42 protein-coding genes are annotated in these 23,527 nt (G+C 47.0%); 4 read left to right on the top strand and 38 right to left on the bottom strand.

Annotation, left to right across the window (positions count from 1 at the left end; genetic code table 11):
* Positions 1–70 precede the first annotated feature (70 nt).
* The 11 genes from D5270_RS16655 to D5270_RS00155 form a co-directional block, all read right to left on the bottom strand.
* The gene (locus tag D5270_RS16655; protein WP_243150019.1) at positions 71–1,750 is read right to left on the bottom strand and encodes a DNA cytosine methyltransferase; all 1,680 of its coding nucleotides are present in this window, start codon (positions 1,748–1,750) and stop codon (positions 71–73) included.
* On the bottom strand, positions 1,747–1,944 hold the full coding sequence (locus tag D5270_RS00200; RefSeq protein ID WP_166542210.1) for a hypothetical protein: 198 nt from the start codon (positions 1,942–1,944) through the stop codon (positions 1,747–1,749). The genes D5270_RS16655 and D5270_RS00200 overlap by 4 nt, the downstream gene beginning before the upstream one ends.
* Positions 1,944–3,269: a DEAD/DEAH box helicase gene (locus tag D5270_RS00195; RefSeq protein WP_166542209.1), complete on the bottom strand. Its 1,326-nt coding sequence runs from the start codon at positions 3,267–3,269 to the stop codon at positions 1,944–1,946. Before D5270_RS00195 ends, D5270_RS00200 begins: the two co-directional genes overlap by 1 nt.
* A gap of 49 nt (positions 3,270–3,318) precedes the next feature.
* Positions 3,319–3,864, bottom strand: coding sequence for an HNH endonuclease signature motif containing protein (locus D5270_RS00190; protein ID WP_166542208.1), 546 nt, complete (start codon positions 3,862–3,864; stop codon positions 3,319–3,321).
* Positions 3,861–4,217: a hypothetical protein gene (locus D5270_RS00185; RefSeq protein WP_166542207.1), complete on the bottom strand. Its 357-nt coding sequence runs from the start codon at positions 4,215–4,217 to the stop codon at positions 3,861–3,863. Before D5270_RS00185 ends, D5270_RS00190 begins: the two co-directional genes overlap by 4 nt.
* Positions 4,218–4,397: 180 nt before the next feature.
* A complete protein-coding gene (locus D5270_RS00180) occupies positions 4,398–4,781 on the bottom strand; it encodes a hypothetical protein (protein WP_166542206.1) in 384 nt (127 codons plus the stop codon).
* Positions 4,782–4,865: 84 nt separating this feature from the next.
* A complete protein-coding gene (locus D5270_RS00175; protein ID WP_166542205.1) occupies positions 4,866–5,099 on the bottom strand; it encodes a hypothetical protein in 234 nt (77 codons plus the stop codon).
* Complete coding sequence (locus D5270_RS00170; RefSeq protein WP_166542204.1) at positions 5,087–5,377, bottom strand: hypothetical protein; 291 nt, start codon at positions 5,375–5,377, stop codon at positions 5,087–5,089. Before D5270_RS00170 ends, D5270_RS00175 begins: the two co-directional genes overlap by 13 nt.
* Positions 5,361–5,645, bottom strand: coding sequence for a hypothetical protein (locus tag D5270_RS00165; RefSeq protein WP_166542203.1), 285 nt, complete (start codon positions 5,643–5,645; stop codon positions 5,361–5,363). The genes D5270_RS00170 and D5270_RS00165 overlap by 17 nt, the downstream gene beginning before the upstream one ends.
* Before the next feature lie 14 nt (positions 5,646–5,659).
* Entirely contained in the window at positions 5,660–5,848 is a 189-nt protein-coding gene (locus D5270_RS00160) for a hypothetical protein (RefSeq protein WP_166542202.1), read from the bottom strand.
* 36 nt (positions 5,849–5,884) lie between these two features.
* Positions 5,885–6,058, bottom strand: coding sequence for a hypothetical protein (locus D5270_RS00155; protein WP_166542201.1), 174 nt, complete (start codon positions 6,056–6,058; stop codon positions 5,885–5,887).
* Between the two features lie 150 nt (positions 6,059–6,208).
* On the opposite strand from D5270_RS00155, the gene D5270_RS00150 reads away from it, so the two are divergent.
* Both D5270_RS00150 and D5270_RS00145 read left to right on the top strand, forming a co-directional pair.
* A complete protein-coding gene (locus D5270_RS00150) occupies positions 6,209–6,766 on the top strand; it encodes a helix-turn-helix domain-containing protein (protein WP_166542200.1) in 558 nt (185 codons plus the stop codon).
* A gap of 53 nt (positions 6,767–6,819) precedes the next feature.
* Positions 6,820–8,451 carry a recombinase family protein gene (locus D5270_RS00145; RefSeq protein WP_166542199.1) on the top strand — a complete coding sequence of 544 codons (1,632 nt, stop codon included), beginning with the start codon at positions 6,820–6,822 and terminating at the stop codon, positions 8,449–8,451.
* Here D5270_RS00145 and D5270_RS00140 read toward each other — a convergent pair.
* From D5270_RS00140 to D5270_RS00130, 3 genes are read right to left on the bottom strand one after another with little or no spacing between them, the layout of a single operon-like run.
* Positions 8,431–9,594, bottom strand: coding sequence for a tyrosine-type recombinase/integrase (locus D5270_RS00140; protein WP_166542198.1), 1,164 nt, complete (start codon positions 9,592–9,594; stop codon positions 8,431–8,433). The two genes, D5270_RS00145 and D5270_RS00140, sit on opposite strands and share 21 nt — an antisense overlap.
* The gene (locus tag D5270_RS00135; RefSeq protein ID WP_166542197.1) at positions 9,594–9,842 is read right to left on the bottom strand and encodes a helix-turn-helix domain-containing protein; all 249 of its coding nucleotides are present in this window, start codon (positions 9,840–9,842) and stop codon (positions 9,594–9,596) included. The genes D5270_RS00140 and D5270_RS00135 overlap by 1 nt, the downstream gene beginning before the upstream one ends.
* Positions 9,832–10,185, bottom strand: a complete 354-nt coding sequence (locus D5270_RS00130; RefSeq protein WP_166542196.1) for a helix-turn-helix domain-containing protein — start codon at positions 10,183–10,185, stop codon at positions 9,832–9,834. Before D5270_RS00130 ends, D5270_RS00135 begins: the two co-directional genes overlap by 11 nt.
* Before the next feature lie 93 nt (positions 10,186–10,278).
* On the opposite strand from D5270_RS00130, the gene D5270_RS00125 reads away from it, so the two are divergent.
* Positions 10,279–10,566, top strand: coding sequence for a hypothetical protein (locus tag D5270_RS00125; RefSeq protein WP_166542195.1), 288 nt, complete (start codon positions 10,279–10,281; stop codon positions 10,564–10,566).
* Positions 10,567–10,821: 255 nt separating this feature from the next.
* Here D5270_RS00125 and D5270_RS00120 read toward each other — a convergent pair whose 3' ends face one another.
* The 18 genes from D5270_RS00120 to D5270_RS00040 all read right to left on the bottom strand — a co-directional run bounded on the left by D5270_RS00120 (position 10,822) and on the right by D5270_RS00040 (position 17,994).
* Positions 10,822–11,265 (bottom strand): hypothetical protein, encoded by a 444-nt coding sequence (locus D5270_RS00120; protein ID WP_166542194.1) that lies wholly within the window; start codon positions 11,263–11,265, stop codon positions 10,822–10,824.
* Between the two features lie 13 nt (positions 11,266–11,278).
* Positions 11,279–11,872 carry a hypothetical protein gene (locus tag D5270_RS00115; RefSeq protein WP_166542193.1) on the bottom strand — a complete coding sequence of 198 codons (594 nt, stop codon included), beginning with the start codon at positions 11,870–11,872 and terminating at the stop codon, positions 11,279–11,281.
* Positions 11,873–11,875: 3 nt separating this feature from the next.
* The gene (locus D5270_RS00110) at positions 11,876–12,136 is read right to left on the bottom strand and encodes a phage holin (RefSeq protein ID WP_166542192.1); all 261 of its coding nucleotides are present in this window, start codon (positions 12,134–12,136) and stop codon (positions 11,876–11,878) included.
* A 53-nt stretch (positions 12,137–12,189) separates the two neighbouring features.
* Positions 12,190–12,345 carry a hypothetical protein gene (locus D5270_RS00105; RefSeq protein WP_166542191.1) on the bottom strand — a complete coding sequence of 52 codons (156 nt, stop codon included), beginning with the start codon at positions 12,343–12,345 and terminating at the stop codon, positions 12,190–12,192.
* 10 nt (positions 12,346–12,355) lie between these two features.
* Positions 12,356–12,652 (bottom strand): DUF4406 domain-containing protein, encoded by a 297-nt coding sequence (locus tag D5270_RS00100; RefSeq protein ID WP_243150017.1) that lies wholly within the window; start codon positions 12,650–12,652, stop codon positions 12,356–12,358.
* Positions 12,653–12,695: 43 nt separating this feature from the next.
* Entirely contained in the window at positions 12,696–12,953 is a 258-nt protein-coding gene (locus tag D5270_RS00095) for a DUF2829 domain-containing protein (RefSeq protein ID WP_166542190.1), read from the bottom strand.
* A gap of 32 nt (positions 12,954–12,985) precedes the next feature.
* Positions 12,986–13,321: a hypothetical protein gene (locus D5270_RS00090; RefSeq protein ID WP_166542189.1), complete on the bottom strand. Its 336-nt coding sequence runs from the start codon at positions 13,319–13,321 to the stop codon at positions 12,986–12,988.
* Between the two features lie 15 nt (positions 13,322–13,336).
* The gene (locus D5270_RS00085; RefSeq protein WP_166542188.1) at positions 13,337–13,576 is read right to left on the bottom strand and encodes a hypothetical protein; all 240 of its coding nucleotides are present in this window, start codon (positions 13,574–13,576) and stop codon (positions 13,337–13,339) included.
* A gap of 182 nt (positions 13,577–13,758) precedes the next feature.
* Positions 13,759–13,890, bottom strand: a complete 132-nt coding sequence (locus D5270_RS17020; RefSeq protein ID WP_279286456.1) for a CD1375 family protein — start codon at positions 13,888–13,890, stop codon at positions 13,759–13,761.
* Between the two features lie 47 nt (positions 13,891–13,937).
* Entirely contained in the window at positions 13,938–14,075 is a 138-nt protein-coding gene (locus D5270_RS00080) for a CD1375 family protein (RefSeq protein WP_166542187.1), read from the bottom strand.
* A 71-nt stretch (positions 14,076–14,146) separates the two neighbouring features.
* Positions 14,147–14,323: a hypothetical protein gene (locus tag D5270_RS00075; RefSeq protein ID WP_166542186.1), complete on the bottom strand. Its 177-nt coding sequence runs from the start codon at positions 14,321–14,323 to the stop codon at positions 14,147–14,149.
* A gap of 47 nt (positions 14,324–14,370) precedes the next feature.
* Positions 14,371–14,661, bottom strand: coding sequence for a hypothetical protein (locus D5270_RS00070; RefSeq protein ID WP_166542173.1), 291 nt, complete (start codon positions 14,659–14,661; stop codon positions 14,371–14,373).
* A 14-nt stretch (positions 14,662–14,675) separates the two neighbouring features.
* Entirely contained in the window at positions 14,676–15,812 is a 1,137-nt protein-coding gene (locus D5270_RS00065) for a reverse transcriptase/maturase family protein (protein ID WP_442858581.1), read from the bottom strand.
* A 159-nt stretch (positions 15,813–15,971) separates the two neighbouring features.
* On the bottom strand, positions 15,972–16,301 hold the full coding sequence (locus D5270_RS00060) for a hypothetical protein (RefSeq protein WP_442858580.1): 330 nt from the start codon (positions 16,299–16,301) through the stop codon (positions 15,972–15,974).
* A 23-nt stretch (positions 16,302–16,324) separates the two neighbouring features.
* A complete protein-coding gene (locus D5270_RS00055) occupies positions 16,325–17,059 on the bottom strand; it encodes a DUF6353 family protein (protein ID WP_166542185.1) in 735 nt (244 codons plus the stop codon).
* 48 nt (positions 17,060–17,107) lie between these two features.
* Positions 17,108–17,266 (bottom strand): hypothetical protein, encoded by a 159-nt coding sequence (locus D5270_RS00050; RefSeq protein WP_166542184.1) that lies wholly within the window; start codon positions 17,264–17,266, stop codon positions 17,108–17,110.
* A 181-nt stretch (positions 17,267–17,447) separates the two neighbouring features.
* Positions 17,448–17,657, bottom strand: a complete 210-nt coding sequence (locus D5270_RS00045) for a hypothetical protein (RefSeq protein ID WP_166542183.1) — start codon at positions 17,655–17,657, stop codon at positions 17,448–17,450.
* Positions 17,658–17,679: 22 nt separating this feature from the next.
* On the bottom strand, positions 17,680–17,994 hold the full coding sequence (locus tag D5270_RS00040) for a DUF6431 domain-containing protein (RefSeq protein WP_166542182.1): 315 nt from the start codon (positions 17,992–17,994) through the stop codon (positions 17,680–17,682).
* Positions 17,995–18,280: 286 nt separating this feature from the next.
* On the opposite strand from D5270_RS00040, the gene D5270_RS00035 reads away from it, so the two are divergent.
* The gene (locus D5270_RS00035) at positions 18,281–19,345 is read left to right on the top strand and encodes a hypothetical protein (RefSeq protein ID WP_166542181.1); all 1,065 of its coding nucleotides are present in this window, start codon (positions 18,281–18,283) and stop codon (positions 19,343–19,345) included.
* A gap of 566 nt (positions 19,346–19,911) precedes the next feature.
* Here the strand turns inward: D5270_RS00035 and D5270_RS00030 are convergent.
* The 6 genes from D5270_RS00030 to D5270_RS00005 all read right to left on the bottom strand — a co-directional run bounded on the left by D5270_RS00030 (position 19,912) and on the right by D5270_RS00005 (position 23,295).
* Complete coding sequence (locus D5270_RS00030) at positions 19,912–20,247, bottom strand: hypothetical protein (RefSeq protein WP_166542180.1); 336 nt, start codon at positions 20,245–20,247, stop codon at positions 19,912–19,914.
* 214 nt (positions 20,248–20,461) lie between these two features.
* Complete coding sequence (locus D5270_RS00025; protein WP_243150016.1) at positions 20,462–21,370, bottom strand: hypothetical protein; 909 nt, start codon at positions 21,368–21,370, stop codon at positions 20,462–20,464.
* 352 nt (positions 21,371–21,722) lie between these two features.
* Complete coding sequence (locus D5270_RS00020; RefSeq protein WP_166542179.1) at positions 21,723–21,926, bottom strand: helix-turn-helix domain-containing protein; 204 nt, start codon at positions 21,924–21,926, stop codon at positions 21,723–21,725.
* A complete protein-coding gene (locus D5270_RS00015) occupies positions 21,898–22,356 on the bottom strand; it encodes an RNA polymerase sigma factor (protein WP_166542178.1) in 459 nt (152 codons plus the stop codon). The genes D5270_RS00020 and D5270_RS00015 overlap by 29 nt, the downstream gene beginning before the upstream one ends.
* Positions 22,357–22,714: 358 nt before the next feature.
* The gene (locus D5270_RS00010; protein ID WP_160208122.1) at positions 22,715–22,888 is read right to left on the bottom strand and encodes a cysteine-rich KTR domain-containing protein; all 174 of its coding nucleotides are present in this window, start codon (positions 22,886–22,888) and stop codon (positions 22,715–22,717) included.
* The gene (locus D5270_RS00005) at positions 22,885–23,295 is read right to left on the bottom strand and encodes an FMN-binding protein (RefSeq protein ID WP_166542177.1); all 411 of its coding nucleotides are present in this window, start codon (positions 23,293–23,295) and stop codon (positions 22,885–22,887) included. Before D5270_RS00005 ends, D5270_RS00010 begins: the two co-directional genes overlap by 4 nt.
* Positions 23,296–23,527 lie beyond the last annotated feature (232 nt).

Genomic DNA, 23,527 nt, shown 5'->3' with positions numbered 1-23,527 from the left:
TTGTCTCCTTTTCTCCTATCTCTATGTGTCTTTGTACCGTCAATGTGCCCTCACACTATTTCGGCATAAATTATTCATCCTTTCCGAATCTAAACTTAGTCACCGCTATAGCAAACTCATCTATCTCGCTGGCCCACAGGCAGGTGCCGGGGCCGTTGAGCCGCTCCCAGATCAGCGGGAACCCGCCGATCCCGTCAAAGAGGCTGGCCATCGTTGCGGGGCGCTCGTAGCAGGCGCACAGGCGTTTGAGCACCCAAGCCCAGGGCGGTATGGCGATGGAGTTGCCCAGGGCCGTGTAGCGGGCGCTGGCGGTGCACTCCTTGTGCCGCTTGCCCTTGCTGTCCACCCAGGGGCCGATGTCTGTCCAACCATCCGGGAAGCCCTGGAGCCTCTCACACTCCAGCTCCGTCAGGCGGCGCACAACCCTATTTGTTATTGGGTATGTTTCCATATCTGCCCGCATTGCAATATTTCCTTTTGCACGAAGCGTGTGCGCCACGATAGGCTGTTCATGGTTGCAGTTGAGGGTGGGGCAGGCATCCGCTGTGATTTCTGCATTGGCCTGCCCTGTAGCCATCACCAGTGGGGTGTTGTTCCCACCTGTGCCAAACTGCCGGGCTACCGTGGGAGCCACGTCCAGAGGTCCCGTCAGGCGGCTGTCTTGGCCGTGGTTCTCATACACGGCGCATTCCTGCTCTGCCGTGAGGGTGGGGGCCTGCTCCGGCTGATAGCCTATACTCCCGGCTTTTGCTCCCGCAAAGGGCTTGAATCCGGCGCACACGACCGGCTGGTGGCCGTGGGCCTCTGCCCGGAGGGTACCAGCCTTGTCGGCGCTGACATCCATCAAGCTGCCGCCCTGATCGTTCAGGCACAATACCGCATGGCGGTCTACTGTATTCAAGGTGTACATGGGGCCATCTGAAATGCCAGAGCCGTTCATACCTACCTCCCGATCCACGGCGTTGCCCTGCAGGCTCCACACCTTTTCCTGTGTAGCTGGGGGAAGGTTGTCAGTTAATACACAAGGGTACTGCTGCCCCTCTGCAGGCTCGGCGGTAAAAAGCGCCTGGTCATTGTGGCAGGCGAGGGTGCCGGACTTCTCTATCTGAAGGAGCGCTCCCTTGCCACCGCCCTCACACCCGGCCCTCATTCTAAGCGTGACTGCAGAATCAGCGCTGCCTCCAGTTCCGGTGGCAGGGGTTTCCCCCTCCGGCTGGCCCGGTTCAATATCCCCGCACACGCTTTTGCGGACAAAGAGTATTTCTGGTGCGGCTTGTCCTCCAAAATCTGCGACAAGCGCGATTCTACGTCTACGCTGGGGCACTCCCCAAAACTGAGCATCGAGAACTCGGTAAGCGATCGACCATCCGTCTCCCATGACGCATCCGCTGGTAGTCCACTTGCCCTTTGGAGGTCCAGGTATAACGGCGGCCGGATCCGCAATTTTCGCGGTTTCCTCGAGGACGGCCTGGAAGTCGGCGGATTTGTTGCTGCTAAGTGCTCCGATGACGTTCTCCCACACCATGTACCGGGGGCGGATGAACCGGCCCCTATGCCCGCGTTCTGCATCTGTCTGCCTCATCTCCTTTATGATTCTGATCTGTTCCATAAACAGCCCGCTGCGCTCTCCTGAGAGCCCCTGCCTCTTGCCAGCTATGCTAAGATCCTGACAGGGTGAGCCTCCGATTACCACGTCCACCGTGGGCGTGTTGCGGCCGTCTATGGCGGTGATGTCGCCTAAATGTATCAATCTACCACCTCCACCTCCTCCAGCTTGCATATTCTATATGAACTGTGCGCTTTCAGGTCTTTTAGTTTTGCTTGATACCAATACTCGCCAGTGTCCTCATTTTTATTGATGATAGCCGCCACAAACTTGTACTCGATACCATCTGGGAGTCGAACACGCTGGTTAAGGCTGGCTTTTACACTTCTCTCATCCATCAGTCAAACAGCCGCCTCCAATCGTCTACTACCGTTTTGGCAAGGTCCTCTTTCCGGGCCAGAGCCTTGAGAATGGTCTCGTCCACGGTCTTTTCCGTCACCAGGTGGATGTATGTACAGCGGTTCTTCTGCCCGATCCTATGGATCCGGCTGAGGCTCTGGCTGTAGGTGGCGTAGTTGAAATTTACCGAGTAATACACGCAGGTGTCGGCGGCGGTCAGGGTGATGCCGGTACCCGCCGTATCTATTTGACCTACGAACGCCATCGTGTCCAGGTCGGTCTGGAACTGCCGGACTATCTCACCCCGCTGCTCTTTGGGGATGTCCCCATAGATGGACACACACTGTTTCCCGGCCTTGCCCAGCATATCCCCTGTGAGCTTGATGATCTCCATCACCTCTGGGATGAACCGGGCGAAGATCACCAGCTTTTTGCGGCCCTCCAGCACGTAGTCGTGGAGGATGTCGGCGAGTGCGTCCAGCTTACCCCGGCTCACCAGCTGGGGCTTTGTGGCTTCATCCTCCACCAGAAAGCCCCCTGTGAACTGCTGTAACCTCAGGAGCCGGGTCAGCACCGTGGTGGCCGTCACCTGGCCGCCGCCCTCCAGCTGGGCCACGCTGTCCCGCTTTAGCTGGTTGTAAATGCCCCGCTCTTTCTTGCCCAGGGCAACTATCCTGTTTTCAAAGGTCTGCTCGGGCAGGTCCACCGCTTCTTCTTTGGTGACCCGGTAGGCGATGGAATGTTCCTTGCGGATGAGCTCGTCCATGTCCCGATAGCCTACCACTTGCTTTTTGTTAAAGCCTCCCATCACGGCGTAGCGGTTGCGGAAAGTATAGTAATTCTGGCCGAAGATAGTGGGGTCTAAAAAGCGGTACTGACTGAAAATATCCATTGCGTCGTTCTGTACCGGGGTGCCGGAGAGGATAAGCTTATACCGGGCCTGGTCACCCAGCTTATGTATTGCCTTGCTCTGGGTGGCATCGTGGGTCTTGATACGCTGGCTTTCGTCGCATATTATGAGGTCGGCATCAAAGGTTTGCAGGCGCTCAAATATGCCCTCTCTCCATGTACTCTCATAATTTATCACCGCCACCTGCAGGGCCGGGAACGGCCACTTCTCCAGGTCGTCCAGTTCCTTAAGGCGCTGGGCTTTGGTGCCCAGCAGGGTACGCACGGTGTAGGGAAAGTCGGCGTACTCTTGAAACTCTTTGGGCCACACGGCGCACACGCTGGTGGGGGCCACGATGAGCACCCGCTTCAGGTGGCCCAGCTTGTAGCCGGTTCCGGCTACGGCGATAGCTGTTAAGGTTTTGCCACAACCCATAACGGCTATTCAAACAGGAATCCGAAGCCTTTGCTTGTTCCTGTTTGCATTAAATCACACCCCTTTCTTTGGCAAGCCGCCAGTGTAATTTCATATGTTCGCGGTGCGGCATGACTACTAGATTTTCTATTCGGTTGTCCGAGTGAATACCGTTGATGTGGTGGACATCCTCCCAGGGCTTTAGCTTTCTGCCCAGGTGTTGTTCCATGATTCTGCGATGGTTGGTATAAATGCCTCGGTATGCTGCGTCTTGCTCCAATGCCAACTTAGGATTTCGTTCCTGGTTCAAAGCGGTAAGGTGCGGTGCTTTATGCCTCACACTGTGACCGGGGACATTCATCTCTTCCTTGACGTGTTTGCTTAACCACTTGAGCCTGCATTCATTGCTACAGAAATTCCTTTCCCGAAGTAATGATGGCGATACGCGAAACTCTTTACCGCAAGTGGCGCACGATATGATTTCCCCTTTGGTTTGTGCGATATCATGGCACTCCTTGCTACAAAACTTAGTGTGCTTTAGTGCAGAGGGCTTAACGTGAAATCTTTTACCGCATTGCTGGCATTCAGCATTTAATTCTAAGACCTTTTTCCTCATGCACACCCTTCCTTTCTCCGCCGCTGGTGATAGCCCGTGGTCGTTCTGGCCGGGAGGCCATTGCGGTATCTCCAGTGGTACACGCTGCCGGGCGACACTCCCAGCTTGTCAGCTATTTGACCGTCATTGAGGCTCAGGTCATAGAGCCGTCGGGCTTCCTGCTGATCCAGCCGCTTTCGCTTCTTGCGGGTCGGCGGGGGCGTGTCCAGCACTACCCCCTCCCGGATCAGCGCAGCAGTAATGTCCGAAGGACCGGCTCCGTTAAGCTGAGCCAGGATCTTGACCGCCTTTTTCGGGTCAAGGGCGTTGCGGTAACGCCTTGCGATTTCGGCATCGCTCATGGGTAATTTCATCGGATGCCCCCTTTTATCTAACGATAATTTCTGTATGGATTTCTTTCTTGCTACAGCCATGCTCCACAGCTAATTGTTCTTTTGTGGCTGTAATCTCGCCAGGAAAACTCCCTCGAACGGTAATCGCGCATAGTTCTTTGTCTTGCAAGTAAAAAACAATCCACGACTCTTTCATTGAAATCACCCTTTCCAGTCCTTCAGCCGGAGAATATTCCCCTCCGGCGGTACCCAGCCAAACTCCAGCAGGGCCATATTTGCCCCTCTCACCTGATGGGCATACAGCGGCAACTTCACCGGGTACTTATAAAAAGGCTTGGGCTCGGGGTTCGTGCGCTCCCTATCTACTGCATCCAGCACCCGGCGCAGCTCCTGGCGGCGGGCTTCCACGCTGGGGGCCAGCCGAACCAGCCCCGAGAGCTTGTCCAGCAGTTCCAGGTCGGCGGTACCGCGCAGTTGCTTTGTGGTCTTGTCCCAGCGCATTTTGTTCCAGCTCTTGATAATGGTAAATTGGGCTGTGTCCACCTCAATCAGAATGAGGGTGGCTCCCTGCAATGCCATTTTCATTGACAACCGGTTCCTTTCCCGATATAATGATAGTGGTTTTTTAAGCCTGCCGCTTTCCCGGTGCCAGCCGGGGAGCGGCTTTTCTTATTCACGTCCTGCCTTCTGCAGCAGTATGGCTTTCAGCTGCGCAGTCTGCTTATCCATCATGCCGAACACTTCCTTATAAAGCCGGATAGTTTCCTCCCGCAGCGTCAGGGTTTCCCGGTAATTCCTAATCGCCTCGTTCTGAAGCTGGATGATTCGCTGCTGCCGGAGGATGTAAACCAGGGAAACAATGCCGCAGAGCATGGTAATCATTTCCTGTATTAATTTTGCCACCAAGTCTTTTTCCCCCTCATCCCCAGGATATCCCGGATAATACGGGACATCATCCAGTAAAATAAGGGGAAAAACAAGGCGAAAACTTCTCCACCAAACGCCTCGTATCCCCGCTCGGCCAGGGCGCGGGCCTGCCCGGCCCGGAAAAGCAGGATTCCGGCCAGCGTCAGAGCGGCGTATTTGACTACAACAGCCAGCCGGATATGGTCGCGGAGCCGCCAGTGGTTTTGCTTTCGGAATAGGTTCACCGGCTCGCGTCGCTCAATCTTCATCGGCATGGGGGTCTCCTTCCACGGTAAGCACTTCCCGGCTTAATCGGATGATCTCATGGCAGCGGGCGCCCAAACTACCTTCTGCCGCCATGATGGTGCTTTGGAAAAGGGCCTCATCATAAACGCTGCTGCAATTCAGAACGTCTTTCATTTTATCTGGGTGGTAGGCTTGGAAAGCAACCTCTGCCCTGCTCCTGTCCGGAGCCTCCACCACTGACCAGCCGCCACAATAAGGCTGGCCCTCTGTGCCATATGTAAAATAAAATCTTGCCATCTTCATAGTCCTTTCTATGTGGTTTTTTGTGCAGCGGTTCCTGCAGCTTTGGCTCTTGCCGCTTTCCACCGTTCGTAATCTTCCCTAACCTCAGGCCGCTCGAAGTCCCGCTTAATAGCTTCGAATGCGGCCTGGGCCAGAGTGAATTGGATGCTCGAAGGAATCTCTTTCGTGATGACATGGGGCTCATTCAATCCCTGCATGGGGCTTGCCTCCCTCCGTTGATTATCTCTGAGGGACTATGCCCCCTGCTGTGCCTTAGCCGCCAGCTGCTCCTGAGCGTTCATGCCGTTGATGAATGCCTCAGCCATCAGGGCTACGATGTCCTGTTTATCTTCGGGCACGCTTTTCAGCGTGTCGTAGAACAGTACACCCTCTGCGGCTTGCTGGGCTGTGTACCTCTGCTCTGTCATGTGCTCACCCCCCCTCTTTTCTTTGACTGTGTGATTATTATATCTCGCTTAGCTACATTTGTCAAGCGTTTTTCTTTGACTTAGAAACTTTTTATTGACAGAGCGAACTTGATGTGCTATGATATATGTCAGCAGGAGGTGAACGGATTAATGACTTTGGGCGAACGTGTAAGGAAAATACGCCGCCAGATGGACTTGACCCAGCAGGATTTTGGGAAACGCATTGGCATTAAATCTAACAGTGTTTCTCTAATCGAGTCTGGAGGTAGGAACGCTTCTGATCAGGTTATTTTAGCTATTTGTCGGGAATTTGATATAAGCGAAGATTGGATCCGCACGGGTGCAGGGGAAATGTTCGAGCCGGAAGCCACCAATGCACTTGATGCCCTTGTCAAAGAGCGCGGAATTAGTAGGGCAGAACAGATTTTGATTGAAAAGTTTTTGAACCTAAAGCCAGAAAACCGTCAGGCAGTGATGGATTATCTGCTTGATGTTGCTGCTGCAATTTCTGGTACGGTTACACCCAATGATAGTTCTGCCAGTGTCTATGTCCCGGAAGTACCAGTTGATGAATACAATGCAGCTGCAGATATTGATATTGATGCCGAGGTAGCTCGGTACCGTGCCGAACTTGAAGACCAGAAAAAAGCGGCGGAAAAATTACAAGCCTCCGATGGTACCGCAGGCATTGGGGAGAAGATGGCATAAAATAAAAAAAGCCCCCGCCATATAGGCAAGGGGCTCGAAAGGAGGATATGGGCATGGCTCGAAAAGCACAGCCGCCAGATACACAATTCGCCGTAATCTATGCCCGGTATTCCTCCCATTCCCAGAACGACGCTTCTATCGAGCAGCAGGTTGCGGACTGCGAGGCGTTCGCCCGGATGAACAATCTGGAAATCGTTAAGGTTTACGCCGACCGCCACCTGACTGGCACCAACGACAAGCGCCCGGAATTTCAGCGGATGCTCCGGGATGCCGAGCGAGGCCACTGGCAGTACGTCATCACCTGGAAAGTGGACCGTTTTGCGCGGAATCGCTATGACAGCGCCACCTATAAATACCGTCTTAAGAAACACGGAGTCAAGGTGCTTTACGCAAAGGAGGCCATTCCCGATGGGCCGGAGGGTATCCTGCTGGAATCGGTACTGGAGGGCTCGGCGGAGTATTACTCCGCGAATCTCTCCCAGAACGTCCGCCGGGGGATGCACTTCAACGCCCTGGATTGCAAGGTGAACAGCGGTAGTTTGCCGTATGGGTACCGCAAAGGGGCGGACGGCAAATTTGAAATACACGAGGCCCAGGCAGAGATCGTCCGGGAGATTTTCCAGAAGGTTGCCGCTGGTACACCTTTTGTAGAGATTATCAACGACCTAAATGGCCGGGGAATCAAGACCCGGAGCGGTGGTCTTTGGAACCGTAGCAGCTTTCAAAACATGATGCACAATGAATCCTATATTGGGGTGTACCACTTTTCTGATGTCCGCATTGAGGGCGGTGTCCCCGCGATTATCAAGCCAGAAATTTTTTGGGAGGTGGACCGCAGATTGAAAACAAAGAAAAATGCCCAAGGCCGTAAGCGCGAGGGCAATGAATATCTCTTAACAGGAAAGCTATTCTGTGGGATGTGCGGCTCACACATGGTTGGCATATCCGGCACCGGGCACCTGGGGCAACTGCATTATTACTACTCCTGCCAGCGCCGGAGACTTGAAAAGGACTGTAAAAAGAAACACATTCGTCAGGATTATCTTGAGAGAGTCGTAGTGGATGCAACCCTGCGGTATGTTCTTCAGCCGGATGTGATACAGTGGATCGCCGATGCAGTGATGGCCTATCAGGAACGCGAGGGCGCGTCTGCAGAATTGAGCATGCTGCAAGAGCAGAAGTCTGAAAACGAAAAGGCCACCGCTAACCTAATGAAAGCCATTGAAAAGGGCATCATTACTGAAAACACCAAGCGCCGCCTGCTGGAGTTGGAGCATGAGGCGGTGGAACTGAAACGCTCCATAGATTTGGAGATCGCATCGCACACACACCTGGAACGAGAGCAGATCATCTACTGGATGGAGCGGTTCCGGGACGGTGACCGCAAGAGCCAGGACTTCCGCCGGAAAGTTATTGATTCTTTTGTGAATGCGGTTTATCTTTGGGATGACCGCATACGGATTGCATTCAACTATTCCGGCAAAAATAACACAATATCCCGAGAGCTGGTCACGGATGCCGAGACTGTGGCCGGAGATAGCCAATCGTATATGCTCTGTGATGGTCTGCCAAAAAAGCCAGGAACTTCTAGGAGTTTCGGGCTTTTCTTTTTTCTTTCTATCAGCCAAAACCGCCTTGTCTATCATTTGTCTATCAGACATGTTTCACTGCACGCGGTTTTTTAACGCCTTTTCCATCGCGTCAGCCATATTTTCTTTGGCTTTTTTGTCAACATGGGCGTAAAAATCTAACGTGGTTGACGCGCTTCCATGACCAAGCCATTGCTGCACTTCCACTATGGAGAACCCCATGTTGAGCAAATTTGAGGCCGCGCTGTGTCTCAAATCGTGCAAACGGACGTTTGGCAAGTCGCTTTCTGATATGATTTTGTGAAACGTTCTGGATAGGTAGTTTGGCGAAATGACAGTTCCGTCGTCAAAGGTGCAAACGTAGTCGCTCTTGATATAGCGGCTGCGAAGAGCAGCTTGACGGCGTTTTTGTTTCTTGTGCTGATCTTTCAGCATCAGGCGCGCGGAGTTGGTCATGGGCAGTGTCCGATAACTGCTGTGCGTTTTAGGGGTGTCGACGTAGTTTCCGCCTACCCCTTGTTGTAAGGTCTCGGCAATGGTAATAGAACCCGTTTCGAAGTCCACATTCTCCCACTTGAGACCAAGAACTTCGCTCCTGCGAAATCCATAGATAGCGCACAGATTGACTGGCAGCTCTACAGGGCTGTCAATAAACAATGCCAATAGCTCGTCAAGTTCGCTTGGATTGAGGAAACTTCCCACATACCGCTCGGCCCTCGGAGTCTTTGCAGCAGAGGCCGGGTTAAAGTTGATAAGCCCTCTCCGCACAGCATCCGTAAGAGACTTGGAAATCAACTGATGCATATGCTTGATGGTTGCGGCCGATAAAGGCTTGTTCGTACGCATATTACTGCCTTCCGTTTGCAAATAGTGGTAAAAGTCCTCCAGGTGCATGGGTCTCAGGTCTTGCAGCATGATACGGTGCCGTTTGAAGTATGGCAGGATATGATTCGCCACATTAAGCTGGTACATACGGTATGTATTGGGCTTGATATCGGCGTCTGCCGTTTCGATCCACTGCTCAAGATACTCATCAAATGTCATCGCGCAGAAGGGTGTTTCTTTGCTCTCCCACTCCTCAATCAAATCCCGCAGGATTCTCTCGGCATTGCGTTTGTTTCCTCTGAGAGGCAGGTCCGTAGGGAACCATTTCTGCTTACGCTGGCCCATTTCATCATAAAGATTCAGTACGGCGTAATATTTGCCGCGCTTGGTTGTCACAAAACCGGTGATAGCCATTACATTATACTCCTTTCCAGGCTGTCAGCGGCTTCATCCGATGGGAACATTATAACACTTCCCGGCTCTGAATGCAAACCGCGTGCCAAAAATTCTATTACACTGGTTTTGGGGATGATGTAGCGTTTGCCGACTCGTATGGACGAGATTGCGCCGCTTTTCAATAGGTCATAGGCTGTGTTACGACCTATGCGGAGCATGGACTGTAATTCTGCGATGGATACAACGTCTGGATAATCAGAGAACATGGCGATCCTCCTTTTTAAGGGTCGTCAATGTACTTATGGTTTCATTTAACACCAACCTCAATTGCTCAAGTTGATCTATAACGGCTTGCAGTTTGTTTCGATCTATCTCAACAGCCATTGTCTTGCTTTCAATGTCTATATTTACCTTCCCAAGCAGATAATCCGACGAGGTACAAAGTACGGTTGAAATGTTTGCGAGCACTTCTGGGTTCGAATCTCTTTTCCCAGAGATGTACCTTGATATGGTGGATTCAGTCAGACCGATCCGCTCGGCCAATTCTTTTTGCAGCATTCCTTTGCTATGCAGTAAATCTGCTATCCGTCTTCCCAATTCTCGACTCATGGCAATCCCTCTTTCTTGTTTTTGATTGACTTTCTCTGACCAATAGACTATAATATATTTTGGAAAGCGTATATGTCTCCTGCTATGGCGTGCATGGGAGCCACGTTAGGAGGATTATTCTACGCTTTATCAAGGGAAAGGAAAGAGGTGAAAAATGTGACAAAAAATCCTGATTTTTCTTATATAAATAAGGATGGAAAGCGTGTTGCTGGTGCGGCGGCTTTTAATCACCATGTTTTTACGGAGATGGGCGGTATTCAGCAATACAATGATGCGGTTGGTATAATGTATATAGAAGCGTTCGTCCAAGCGCATTCCGATTACATCAACACTGAAGTTACCGCTCAGGCCCGTAGAAAGAGATTGAAATTGGTCGGTTAGCTATAAACCGCAAAATTTTTGATTGATATCATCATTTTTACGTTTTCTCCGTAATTGTGCGGAGAAAAATTCAATCATTGCAACGAAGTGTTCTTTGATGCTCCCCATCGAATAGTTTGTCGCAGAAGTGTTAAGGAACTGTTTGCCCCGACAGTTCCTTTTCCTTTTCCTTGATAAAGCGTAGAACTTCCTTAAATATAAAAGAAGTCCCGGCCATCGAGAGATGATATCTCTTAGACAGCCGGGTTCTTCTACCTACTCAACGGTCACATCCACCTGCGAACCGCTGTACGAAATTTTCTTGACCTTGGCATTGCCGTGCCAGTCTGTGATGGTGACCTGGGAGAAGTCCTCCCCGTAGGTCTTCACCATCGTTCCCAACTCTACTCCGTCTGCATCGGCGAGTACGGACGTACACGTCTTCCCATCTTCGGAGAACGTCCGAGTCAGCGTCCTGCCGGCAGAGTCCCGCGCTACGACAGTACCGTCATCCGTAAATGTTCTTGTTCCCTCAGAGAATCCATACGTCAGTGCCCGGTCAATGTCATCCATTTCTTCACTTTGGTCAAGCGTTCCAGTGATAATCTCACCGGCCTTATCATGGGCTGTCACGCCCTTTTTCAGCGAACCGGCGGTTACCGTGTCGCCAGTCAGGTCGATCAGGACTTTGCCGTTCGCTATAACTTTATTTACAGCCATCTGGCTCACTCCTTCAGCCAATGGTTACGGTGGTGCCTCCGGCCGCGTTTTCCGCTTCCACATAGGGAATCGCCGCCACTGTCACCTGGGACAGGCAGTTGTACTCCTCGTCGGGAAGAACTATTTGCTCCTCCGCGGAGGGTATTACGCTCTTGGCCTGGGGTTTGGAGTCCTCGCTACCGGACATAGTACCCTCAACACCCAGGACAGTCACGCCCTCTCGGATGTTGCCGGGAACCAGTTTGGCCTGTTCGTTGGCGTCGATGGACACCTTACCCGAACCATCGTGGTAGCCCTGTGGAACGGTGTACTCCTGCTCCTTGGTGGCAATCACCCCAGCGACAGCGGCGTTGTCCTTCATGGCGCCGGTAATCTTTGCCCCTCTGGCGTAGGCGGTCTTGCCTTCCAGCAGTTCGCCGACCGCGGCGGTAGCATCGGAAGAATCCACGTCAAAGGGACAAGCGCCGATAATCGCCGAGCCGGACTTGTCGTGGGCCGTGACATCCTTCAGCAGGTTGTCCGCGGTCACAGTATCGGCGGTCAGGTCAATAAGTACCTCGCCGTTGTAGATGACTTTGTTGATGCTCTTGGTTACAGTTTCCGGCATAGGTTAATCCTCCCAAGGAGTCTCGTAATGCCTTGCCCGATGACTGTCACCATACCCGGCAGTGGTGGGGTCATTGACGATGCCCAACAGCACCAGGATAACGAACACTGCGTCCACAAAAGCCAGCAGGCTGTTTCCAAGCTCGCCGAAATTCACAGTATAACCAAAGATGGCCGCGCCAGCCTGGATAACCAGCAGAATCGCCGGTACCAGCGAGAACCAGAACTGCTTGTTCGCAATACGTACTTTCCAGTTGATGTTCATTTTGAATCACTCCTTATTTGCTGCAAAATGCTCAGAAATGTCCTTGTCTTCTTTCAGTGCTTCCTCTGAGCTAAAAATGGTTCTTTTATGCCCTGAATGCGTTTTCTCGTAAATCTCCATTTCGAGATCATAAATGGTTTTTCTTTTTCGAGCCCTTTTATAAACTCAGAAATTTCCTTAACACTTCCTTCGATAATAATGGCTCTCACAAGAACCCTCCTACTCGTCGTACATAATGTTTAGGCCATATGCCCCGGCGATCGCGTGTTCGAACTTGCAGCCACGAGCGTTCTCCCAGCCCTTGCAGAAGTAGACCGTGTCGCACAGGCTCATGCTCTCCAGAGATTTTGCCAGAAAATAGAGCGGAATCTGAGTGATGCCACGCTCCCTCATCTGTTCGTCGCTGTAGAAATCACCCCCAAACAGGGTATCAACCACCTCGTAGCCCATGCCACGAAGAACAGCTACAGCCCTTTCTCTGACAGCAGAAATTTCCTCGTCAGTCTTGTCAGCCATGGCTGACTGATCATTGCTTTCTTCATTTTGGATTGTACTCCTTTCAGTCAGGTAGAATCTGCCAATCCTCGGTAAGCATATCTGCCTGGGAGGCCAGCCAACCGAGCTGCACGCCGGAAGTACCGACAAACGCAATCGCATTGTTGCCAAGCGCCTGATGATTTACGTTGATGATTTCTCCGGCTGCATTTTTATAGCTGACGCAGGCAGCCAGCTCGATATACTGGCCTTTGCCGTTCCATCCAGCGCGGGATGCTTTCCTACCCGCCTTTATTGCCTCGATTGCCTTTCCAAAATCCATAGATTATTCCTCCCACTTCATGATATTTGATGTTAAAAAATCCCGGCCTGCTTAAACAAAAATCCGACAATAACACCCACAGCGGCTGCAAAGATATATCCCACAAACTGACGCCACTTCTGCCCATCCTGGCTCTCCAGCACGGTCAAGCGTTTACCCTGGGAAATCTGCTCCTTTAGCATATTCTCCATGTTCAGAGCTAGCTTTTCTACCGATGTAGAAATGTCCCCGATTTGTTTAGTGGCGCTTTCCAGGATTTCTAAGCGGCGGTTCTGACGGTTATTTTCGTCTTCCAGACGCTGGTGCTCGGCGTCCATACTGCGCCGGAACTCCTCGTGCTCAGCTCGTGAAATGAATTCACCTTCCATTATCCATCACCTCCATCAGCTTGCTGCAATGCTTACCGTGGTACCGTCAGAGGCGTTGCTCGTCTCGGAATATGGGATTTTAGCCACGGTAACATTGTTCTTCATGTATTTGCTGGAGGTGGGCAGGATTTGCGTCACGGACGCTTTCGGGGTCACGCTGTACGATCCTGTGTAGGACTCCACCCCCTCTGGAGCCGAACCGCTGCCACCCGAGGATGGCATGGGATACCAGGTATCGGTAGTCTCCTCAAACATGTAACGGTCTCCTGTGTCGATGCAATAAGCCGTGCTGCCTGTACATCCTGTTTTGGGCAGCATATCAAGATCAGCAGAAAGACCGCACCAGGACTCGATTGCCTTAGAATCCGGTCTGGAATATGGCGGCAGCCTCCTGCTGACCAGCACCCAACTTCCGGTGTCAACCATAGGCGGTCACCTTACACCGGGTCGCCGTTCTCGGTAAGGCCCAGGGCCTCCAGGTCAGCCCTGACCGCATCCTTGAACTTGTCGGGCACCTTGTCGAAAGACCGCCTGCCGTTGATAATGAGCGCTACATACAATGCAACCATGTTGTTACCTCCAATCAGAAGTTTAGTTAAAATATAAAAAAGCACGGTTACGCCTCCAGCTTGTTGCCGTTCTGGTCGTAACCGAGTTCTTTCAGCCGGGCTTTTACTTTTTCTTTGAAGTCCTCCCGGATGTCATCAAAGCTCCTTCGCTTATTGATGATAAGCGTACAGTAGATGTTTACCATGTCAACAGCCCTTTCGATTTGTACTCTTCTCTTGCACCATAACCAAATACCAGACGGTAACGAAGTCCATATCAATTTTTCAGACATGTTTCCTTCGGAATCTTCCCCGGAGATCTCTCGTCGTTTAGACTCGCTTCCACCCGAATTTGCACGCGATTCAGTTCCTGCACGGTATCTATCAGTTCGTCCAACTGCCGCTGAGCTTTCTCTGCTATCGCAGTCAACTCATCAATGCCATCTATCTTCAAACAGATTTCTTTGGTAAAGTGCATGATTGTCTTCCTTTCTTCTGCTTTTACTCCATCAGCATAGCCAGCACGTCATACATATCAGCCATGGCCTCCATAATGGCCAGCATGTCGCCGTCACTGTTCAACTGCCTCTTCAGAAGAAGAGCACTGGAATTTCGGTTGAACTCCTCTGTAGACATAGCCGCCTCCTGGTACGTCCAATAGCTGACTGTCCCGCCGTCCATATCCTCACGCTTGGATTCTTTGATGTCCTTGCGCAGATATACGGTATCGCCGGAAATCTGGACCTGCTCTGGCCGGACGGTGCTTTCGGAATACCGGTAAGTAGGTTCCATGAAACCGCCTCCTTTTATGTTTGATAAACCCTCGCCAGCCGGTAATATATCTGTAAGGGATTATTCTTGTCAGACTTGGATACCTTTCGTCTCAATTTCCTAAAGTTGACATAAGGTTTAATCCATTTTGAATACATAGCATAGGTGTCTGTGGACTTGATCCAGCCCAGATACGACAGCATCTGCCGGGCGTCGTAAACAGTTGGCCGGGCCTTTGACGCAAGTTTTTTCGCTTTCCTACTAGCCTTGTACATGATACTTCTTCGCAAAACAGTGTGGTCCCGGTAAAACCGGAATCCCATAAAGTCAAGGTCTCTCCCCAGGTATTCGCCATTCTTCACATAGGAGAAACGGAACACCTGCCAATTTCCTTTTAACGCTAGACCAAGCTCTTTCCCAAGATACTCCGAAATTGCCTGACGCATCTTGTGGAGGGCTTTCTTATTGCTGCCGAAAATCACCATATCATCCATATACCGGACATAATGGGCTGCTTGGAGCTGTTCCTTGATGTAATGGTCCAATCCTTGCAGGAACCAGTTTGCCAGCCACTGGGAGGTATGAAACCCCAGGGGAATCCCCTCGTCCGTGGTGTCAATAATCTTAAACAGCAAATCCAGCATAAGCTCGTCATGAATGTGTTTGGAGAGCTTTGCCTTGAGAACATCGTGGGGAACGCTGTCAAAGAAATGCCTGATGTCCATTTTCAAGACATACTTTACATTCTTTGCGTCAGTGCGAATCCACTTCTCGATGACCTTTTTGGCTTTGTGGGAACCTCGCCCCGGCAGACTGGCATAGCTGTGCTCATACATACCTTTATAGAACATGGGCTTGAGAACGTTCACTACGCAGTGCTGGACAATAAGCTCTTCCAGGGTCGGCACACAGATTTCCAACGCTGCTTGCTCTGATGCAGCGGCGTTAGTTTCGGATTCTTTGGCTGCTGATTCGGACAGGGCTGCTTTCTCCTCTGATGCCTTTGCGGCAGCAGCGCTGTTCATAGCGGAATCCTTTGCCGTAGCCGCAAACTTCATGGCGGCGTTTGACTCCACATTCATGGCCGCCAGAGCGTCATGGATAGAACCTCGGACCTCTTCGCCATATATGGCTTCCAGTATTTTTTGGAGCTGTGAAGAAATATCTGCCATGACCGAGAACATTATCAGGACTATTGTGCTGATGATTCCAGACCAGAGGCCGGGTCAATCCATCGCAATCTTTGAATGCGTCTCTCACAATGGTCCTACCATCGGAGCAGCGCAGATTGTTTCGGGTGGCCCAGCCTCCAAAGTCATACTTCTTTGGCTTCATTTTGATTTTCCTCCTTCTCGGAATTTGATGGGTATCCCCCCATTTGGAGCACTTAGATTTGAGTTCCTCAATTCGTCGGCTTTCGGATCGCTGGACGGCATCATACCAGCAATCTGCCGGATCTCGTTGGACGTCATGATTTCATTCCTGGTAAACTTGTCAGCGATCTCAGCCATGCTGCTGACCGGTACCAAACGGAACGGGTCGCGATAGAACTCAACCGACTGCTTTTGAGAGCGAGCTGTTTTAGTCAGGAACTTACGCTTTAGTTCAGTGGCAATAGCAGACAGAATAGGCTCGATAGTACGGTTATAATAATTCAGCATGGGGGCTGGTTTTGGAAATTTAATCATCCACCCATCTCGAACCCGAATAATATCTGCGCTGCGGATACTTGTCCAACCAATTTTATTGAGCGTGTAGTTATTTGTGTCAATATCCGCCGCCTCGTACAAATCGCTGACACTGACGATACCGTACTGGTCCAAAATATCGTCCATGTATAACCCATAGACTGCATCTCTTGATTGAGATAATATTCTGCTTTCCGGATGTAGTCTATGTCTCCTCTGAAATATCTGCCACACCATGGGTCGTAGCAAAGGGTATTGCCCTTAGACGTGAAGATGATCTCTTTGTCAGAAACCGGATTCTTACCAATTTGCTCTTTTGCAACGTCGTCCGCAATCTCCTTAACTTTCTTTTCGCCGATACGCTCGATGGCATGGGATTTAAAGTTTGCCAATGCTGTTTCTGACAAAGCGCATGCCGCCGACAAGGCTGCTTTCCTACGCAGGTGTATAGAATTTGCGCCAATAATGCAGGCCGCCGAGAGCGTCCCCGTTACTACGGACGGAACATAATTCCTCCACGTTACCTTGAAAGTATCTTTAGGAGTGAGCGACTCCTTCGTTTCCCTTTCAGTTTCTTTAATCTGCTCCAAGGCTTTTGGTGTAGCCTTTACCGCCATAATAGCTGCACCTATCATTCCGACGATACCTATACCAACCAGGATTTCAGGACTTCGTTCCTTCAAACCTCGGCCAAAAGTTTTGGCAATGGCTGAAAAATTGATCTTAGCCATTTCTGACTCTCCTTTCGATTGTAAAAATATAAAGAGAAAGAGTCCCTGTCAGGACTCCTGCTCTCTTTTGGACAGCGCTTCATTCACTTTTTCCTCAATCTTTTGCTCCATCTTCTTGTCATCGATAAAACTGTTCAGTATGTTCAATACTAAACCGGCTCCTGCGGCAAGAAGACTCAAGCCTTTCAAAAGGTCAGATTTGTTCATTCACTACGCCTCCTTTCATAACAGAGCCTGCGATTTTTGCGGATAATACGCCTCCAGCATTTTATTGTACTCCTCAACGTCTTCGAGAGTAGCTAACAGATGAACTGGCGGAAATGGATAGTTTATCAAGCAGCATTGCGAATTTCGCGGAGCAAAAAAAGAAAGAGGCCGTGCTGGCCCCTCACTTCTTTTTTCTATACATCTTTCTGAAGTTATGTTCCCGAACACACTGCTTTATACTCTCAACGGTAAAAAATGCCAGAACCGATGCCCCGGCGCATAGCATAACCAGCGTTACAGTTTCTTTTACAACTATCTTGTGGTACTCTTGCGCAAAGTGCTCAAGTAGCTTTACCATCTCTTTATCCATGTCGGTATTCTTGTTTGCCATAGTGAACCTCCTAAGTATGTATTCATAAGAGGAACTGGGATTTATGCGAAATCCAGTTTGCCATGGTCATACCACAAGGATAATCCTCATATCCAAGGGTGTCTGATGTAATTATCCCATCCAAAACACCCGTGATGACTTCCATCTCATACTGTTTATACGGATATACATACTCTGGAAGCTCTCTGTGCAGCATACCACATCTGCAACATCTCAGGCGGCGTACTGTTACCCACTTGGTACGGCGGCCTTTCGTCCGTACAATTCTCTCAACTCTATCGTAATATTTCAATTTACCTCCGCACTTTGGACAACTTGATTCATTATTGATAACCATACCCGAGCTCTCCTTTAATCTAGGATAGAATTCGGACAATGTTCTCAATCACATTCTATATGATTACGGATAATGAATCAACTAGGAAAATATTTCTTATTGTTTTAGGTAAACTATAAAAAATGAAGTATCTGCTGTACTGAAGGTTTCAAAAAGTTTCCCTTATTTTTTTCCTTGAAGGATTCAAAAAAATCGAGAGAGGATGAAATATTATAACTAATTTTATTAAAAATTATTCCGACTATATATAAGATGATTCATGACATATCTGGAAGGGGATTTAAAAATGAAGAAAAAAAGCAGGAAAGATACTTTCAAAAAACTTATAGCCAGAATAAAACATGAAATATGCACTTTTTTCAAAAAAGATAATCTAGAGTTTGCAGTTAAAACATCAACAGGACTTATAACTTTCATTGCATCAGACGGTTGGTTAATAAATTTAGGAAGCAAGATGGATTGGAAAGCATTTTTACTTTTACTAGCATCCATAGCATCTTTTAGTTATTTTTTGCTGCAAATATATAAGCGATATCGATACTATAGCAGCGTATTTAATGAATTGAAATCTACTGACTATCCTGCTTATTTGGTTTGTACATATCTAGCTTCAAGAAAGGCAGGGTTGAAAGTTAATACTAAAAATCATTTTAACATTGAGAGAGTAGAGGTTACCTACCAGATTGAGCTGCCAAATCCAAAGAGATGTGATAATTGCAAACTGTCAATTCATTATTCATTCCAACATGCAACTGCGACAAAGGGAGTGCGAGGTATTTTCTTTACTACACTTTCGTCAAATAATACTAAAACTGACATATCCAATAAGAAATTCACCCCTCGTTTTCGTATATCAATGAACGATAAGGATGAAATTGATAAATTGAATTACGTACATATGTCTTTATATACTGAAGGTTATAAGAGTCCGCACCTTCATTTGTGGAATTCACCAACAGTTGGAGATGACTTGAAAGTTGGGGATGTGGCAACGTGGGAAATTAACATGGAATATAAAAATACATATGATATGACCAAATCTAACAAATTTTTAATCGACCCATCAAATTATTGCAATGGTTCGATCGATGAACTACACATCGCTGTGAATCTTTTAGCCGATGAAGGTGAAATTAAGCTGATTCGTCATCCAGAAGTTTTTCAGATGAATGGCGGATTAAATGGGTTAGATGAACATAATCGACCATACAGATTAGCTATGAAACCTTCACAAACCGATACCTCTTTACCAAAACCAAGAGTGTATAGGTTTGAGAAAACAATAAAAGAACTGGATTCATATGATAATAAATTATTTACGGTAATTATACCTCCAAACGAAAAGGAATAATTATTGTACAATGCGAATCACAATAGATTTTCATAACAGCCATTTGATAAAGAAGATATAAACATTATAATACACGAGCGAAAAAATAAGAGGGGATGTAAGGTTTGCCTAAAAATATAAACCGGATAAAGAGCCGCTGAAACAGTTGTCTATCATATTACTGTTTTTCTGTCTATCAATTTGTCTATCAAATATGCATAAAACTTGCATATTCGAACGCCTGTTTTAGCCTTCATAAGGCTTTTTTTCAGGTTTTTAGCCAATTTTCAGCACTAGGTAACACCAAATAACACGAGAAGCAAACAGTTAAAATGTATATTACCGTTCTCCAAAACCGCGTGCCGAGGGTTCGAATCCTTCTGCCCCTGCCAAAGATAAATCCCGGAATTCCTTGATTTTACGTTGATAAGGAAGTATTTACAACAACTTATTATCAACGCTGACAAACAGAGTGCAAATAAAAGCAGAGAGTTGATTACTTCAAAAAGCAGTCAGCTTTCTGTTTTTTTGTTGAGTTTCGATATTAACTTATAAAGCAGTATTTTGTTTCACTAGAAAAGGTACAATTATTTAAAAACTACCCTTTCGTTAGCTTTACAGACCGGAGCAACACACATAACAGCAGTTAGAGGGTCTATGTTAAAATCTGTAGCAATAATATGTGCATCAACCATTACAGAAAGTTCCCACGCGACATCAACTTCTCCCTTTGGAATCTTTACTCTCCGAATCTTATCATATTCTTCAAATAATTGTTTTATCTTTATACGTTGTGTTGAGTCGAGATTGTTAAATTGTTTAAGAGCATCATTGGGTGAAATCATACTTTTTGCAAAAAGGTTTGCAATACCTATCCATTTTATAAATTCATTTTTAGTCTTTATAATAGTTTTAGTTTTCATAACAATTCTCCCAAAATGTTTCAACTGATTCAAATTTGAGTTTTCCTTGTTTAAAAAGATTTGGCAAGATATTTCTAATTATGTTACATTCACTTTTATCAAAGAAATAATATACACATTCTTCTAAATCAGCAAGATTGATGGATTCAAAAATATGAAAATCATTCCATGGAGACAAACCAAGGATTTCCAACGTTCCAGAAATAGATTTAAATTAATCAAAGTGATAATTGTCAGTAAAAGTTAACGAAGAATTAGATGCTTTAAGCTGGATAGCATAGCCAAGGTTTGCTGTAAGCGTATTGGTATTATGAGTCCAAGCATCTACTTCTTGCTTAATTTTAGAATCAGTATTATACGCTAAAGCCATTTTTTCCACGCAACTATTTGCTTGTGAATGTTGCTTTAATTGAAACTCTTTATATGCTCCACAATGTGTAGTCATTGCATTTGAATAAAGATAAAAGTAATTTTCATCAACATCAATTTCTTTAATTGGAGCATCTGGAAGTTGATTTCTAAAAGAAGATGTAATATAGACATCACTTTTTTTATCAAATTGACCATGAATGTGAAAAATTTCTTTCCCTGTAGCTAATTCAATATTTGAATCATAATTAGTCGTAAAGATATTGTCAAATTTTATAAGAAATTCAATAAACAATCTAGGATAATTTTTATATAACTGATTTATTTTTCTGTCATTATAAATTGAATATAGGTATGCAACTTTCATGGATTCTCTTATATAAAACTGTTCTGGATTATATACTTTCATTTTGTGGCAGACTAAATCATGAATTAAGTAGTAATCTTCAAATCCGATATCTGTAATTCTTAGCATATTAATTTTATCAGTGTATTGTTTTTTAAATGAAACCAACGAATTTTTTTCGGCAGAACCAAATGTATAGTTATCATAATCACCTAAAATGATTTTTCGTGATTCTAAATAAAGCTGTCCAATATAATTTTTTAACAAATAAGGGAAATTTACAATGATATGTGACGGAAAATCATCTCTATCACAATTCTTTAAAATTCTAAGCACAATTTGCTGAGAGGTATAGTCCGTTTTATTAAATTGAATATTGATTCCATTTCCAACAAGTAAATTATTCATAGTAAACCCCTTAATTTTGATTATTTTTTCACACATACAAGCATATCACATTTATTACATATTTTCAATTTCCCAAGTTAATGCTATTCACTTTTGTTCTGTTACGCAATAGAACGCTGTTTTTGAGGGCAGACATATAAAACCCTTACCCCGTCATTTCAATGCCCACAAAGCCGCATAAATCAAGGGCAAAATAACCTCTACTGCGTAACAACTCCCATAATAAACTGAGGGCGAAAGCGGTTTACTGATTTCGCCCTCTTGACTGCCCATTAGTAAAGTCGGGAAAAGCTGTCAAGGGCGCGTAGCGCGAAGTTTACCCTTGACAGCTTTTCCCGACTTTGCTACCTCCTTATTGGTCGAAACGGAATTTCAATATGGCTTCAACCTGTTTTGTTTTTAATCTGTCCTGTGTGTCGTCATTGATATGCCCCTTATACATAGATAGGGATTTGATATATGCGGTGTAGTGCCGCAATACTGCGTCTACCGCTTCCGGCTCTCCGACAACAGCTTTTTGAATTACCTCAAAAGGTATCAGTTTTTTGTTCCTCATGTTTCAATCTCTCCCATTCTTTCCGCAACTGTTTCAGCGCAACATTTCTTCGACTGTTTATTGTACTTCTGCAACGCCTGTACAGTCTGCCGATTGCTTCATCACGATAGCCGACAAAATAATACAATAGCAAGACTTCCCGACGCAATTTCGGCAATTTCGATAATGCCGTTGCTAACCGTTCATCATCAACGATAACTTCCTTTCCAAACACAAGAAATACAGTCGGCTTGTCCCGTTTTTCAAAGTAACTGTCCATAGCAGACGGTTCAAAATATCTCTCTGACATTAGATAGTAAAGGGATATTTCTCGTTCCGCTTTCCGCTTCAAATCTCGCCATGCGTTAATGGCTTCATGGCGCAGGACAATCTTGCAGAACGCATTGAACGCATATTCGATATGTTCCGTGAACTGTTCAGAATATCTCATTTTCACTCACCCCCTTTCTTCCCGGTAGGGGGCTATTACAACAAACGCCCATACAACATGAAGCGGTACAGGCGTTTGGGTAATGTGAGTTATTAAGACATACTACATGATGTGTGTATTCATATCCATAGGCGCAATAGTCCTTGTTAATGGCTTGGCTTTTTTTGACAGGTCAATGGCTATACGATTTTGTTGCTGACATACTTTACATTCCATCACGATACCCTTTGTTAGCTGTAATACACAATCTGCTGATTTTGTAAAAATTGCTTTCTTGAACATAAAGAGAGCCGACAAACTGTGATTTCTCACAAGTCTGTCGGCTCTGCGTCTTTTATGCGTCTGGCTCTTCACTTTATTAAAATTTTTTCTCGATAACGGTTATATGCAATTCTTTTACGTCAATCAAATTTTCCTGTTTACACTTCGGACAGTAAAGAGGAAAATTTTTCAATTCTGTATCTAACCGAATTTGTAACCTTGTTTTGCTTCCGCAGACAGGGCAATAAATCCACTCTGTTTTCTTGCTCATTTTCTATTTTCCCCTGTTAAGGCATTTTCAACAGCTTTCTTTATGACGGTGCTTGAATTTGTTGCCCCCAATACTGCGTCAACTTCTATTTTCTGTTCTTCAATGATTCTGTCAACAACAACTTCTGCGCGGCTTCCACGCCCGTTTTTATGCTCCAGAATACCAATGTTTGTAATCACTCCGTTTTGAACCGTTACTTCCACTTTGGCATAAACAAAATTCACGTCATATTCTCCGACATAAACTCCATCGGGAACAATGGAAATATCTAAATTGCTGAATGTTGTTTCTTTTACTGACCTTTTATAATCTGCCACGCTTTTCAGATAAACCGCCGTAAAAATCAAAACAATAAGGAAAAGAAAAATTGCTGTAAAGGACAGGATTCTTTTATGGGATAATTTCATTTCAGACACCTCTCAATCTTTTTCATTGTTCGCTTAGGCAGTTCTTTCTTATTCTTTGCATTTGCACATACCACTTTTCCCGCCGATTTCATACCTGCGGTCTTGAAAAATTCGTCCATACTGGGTAGTGCCAAGAATTTTTCGCAAATAAGATTGCAGGGTCTGGCTTGAATAAAGTCAGCCAGCGATGGAGGCGTCCTCCAGAGAGGCCTCCAGGTGCTTCATGTTCATG

The organism is Acutalibacter sp. 1XD8-36, assembly GCF_009917525.1.
Classification (GTDB): Bacteria; Bacillota; Clostridia; order Oscillospirales; family Acutalibacteraceae; genus Acutalibacter.
Note: the sequence above shows the minus strand (reverse complement) of the source record. Positions and strands in the feature narration are given on the sequence as shown.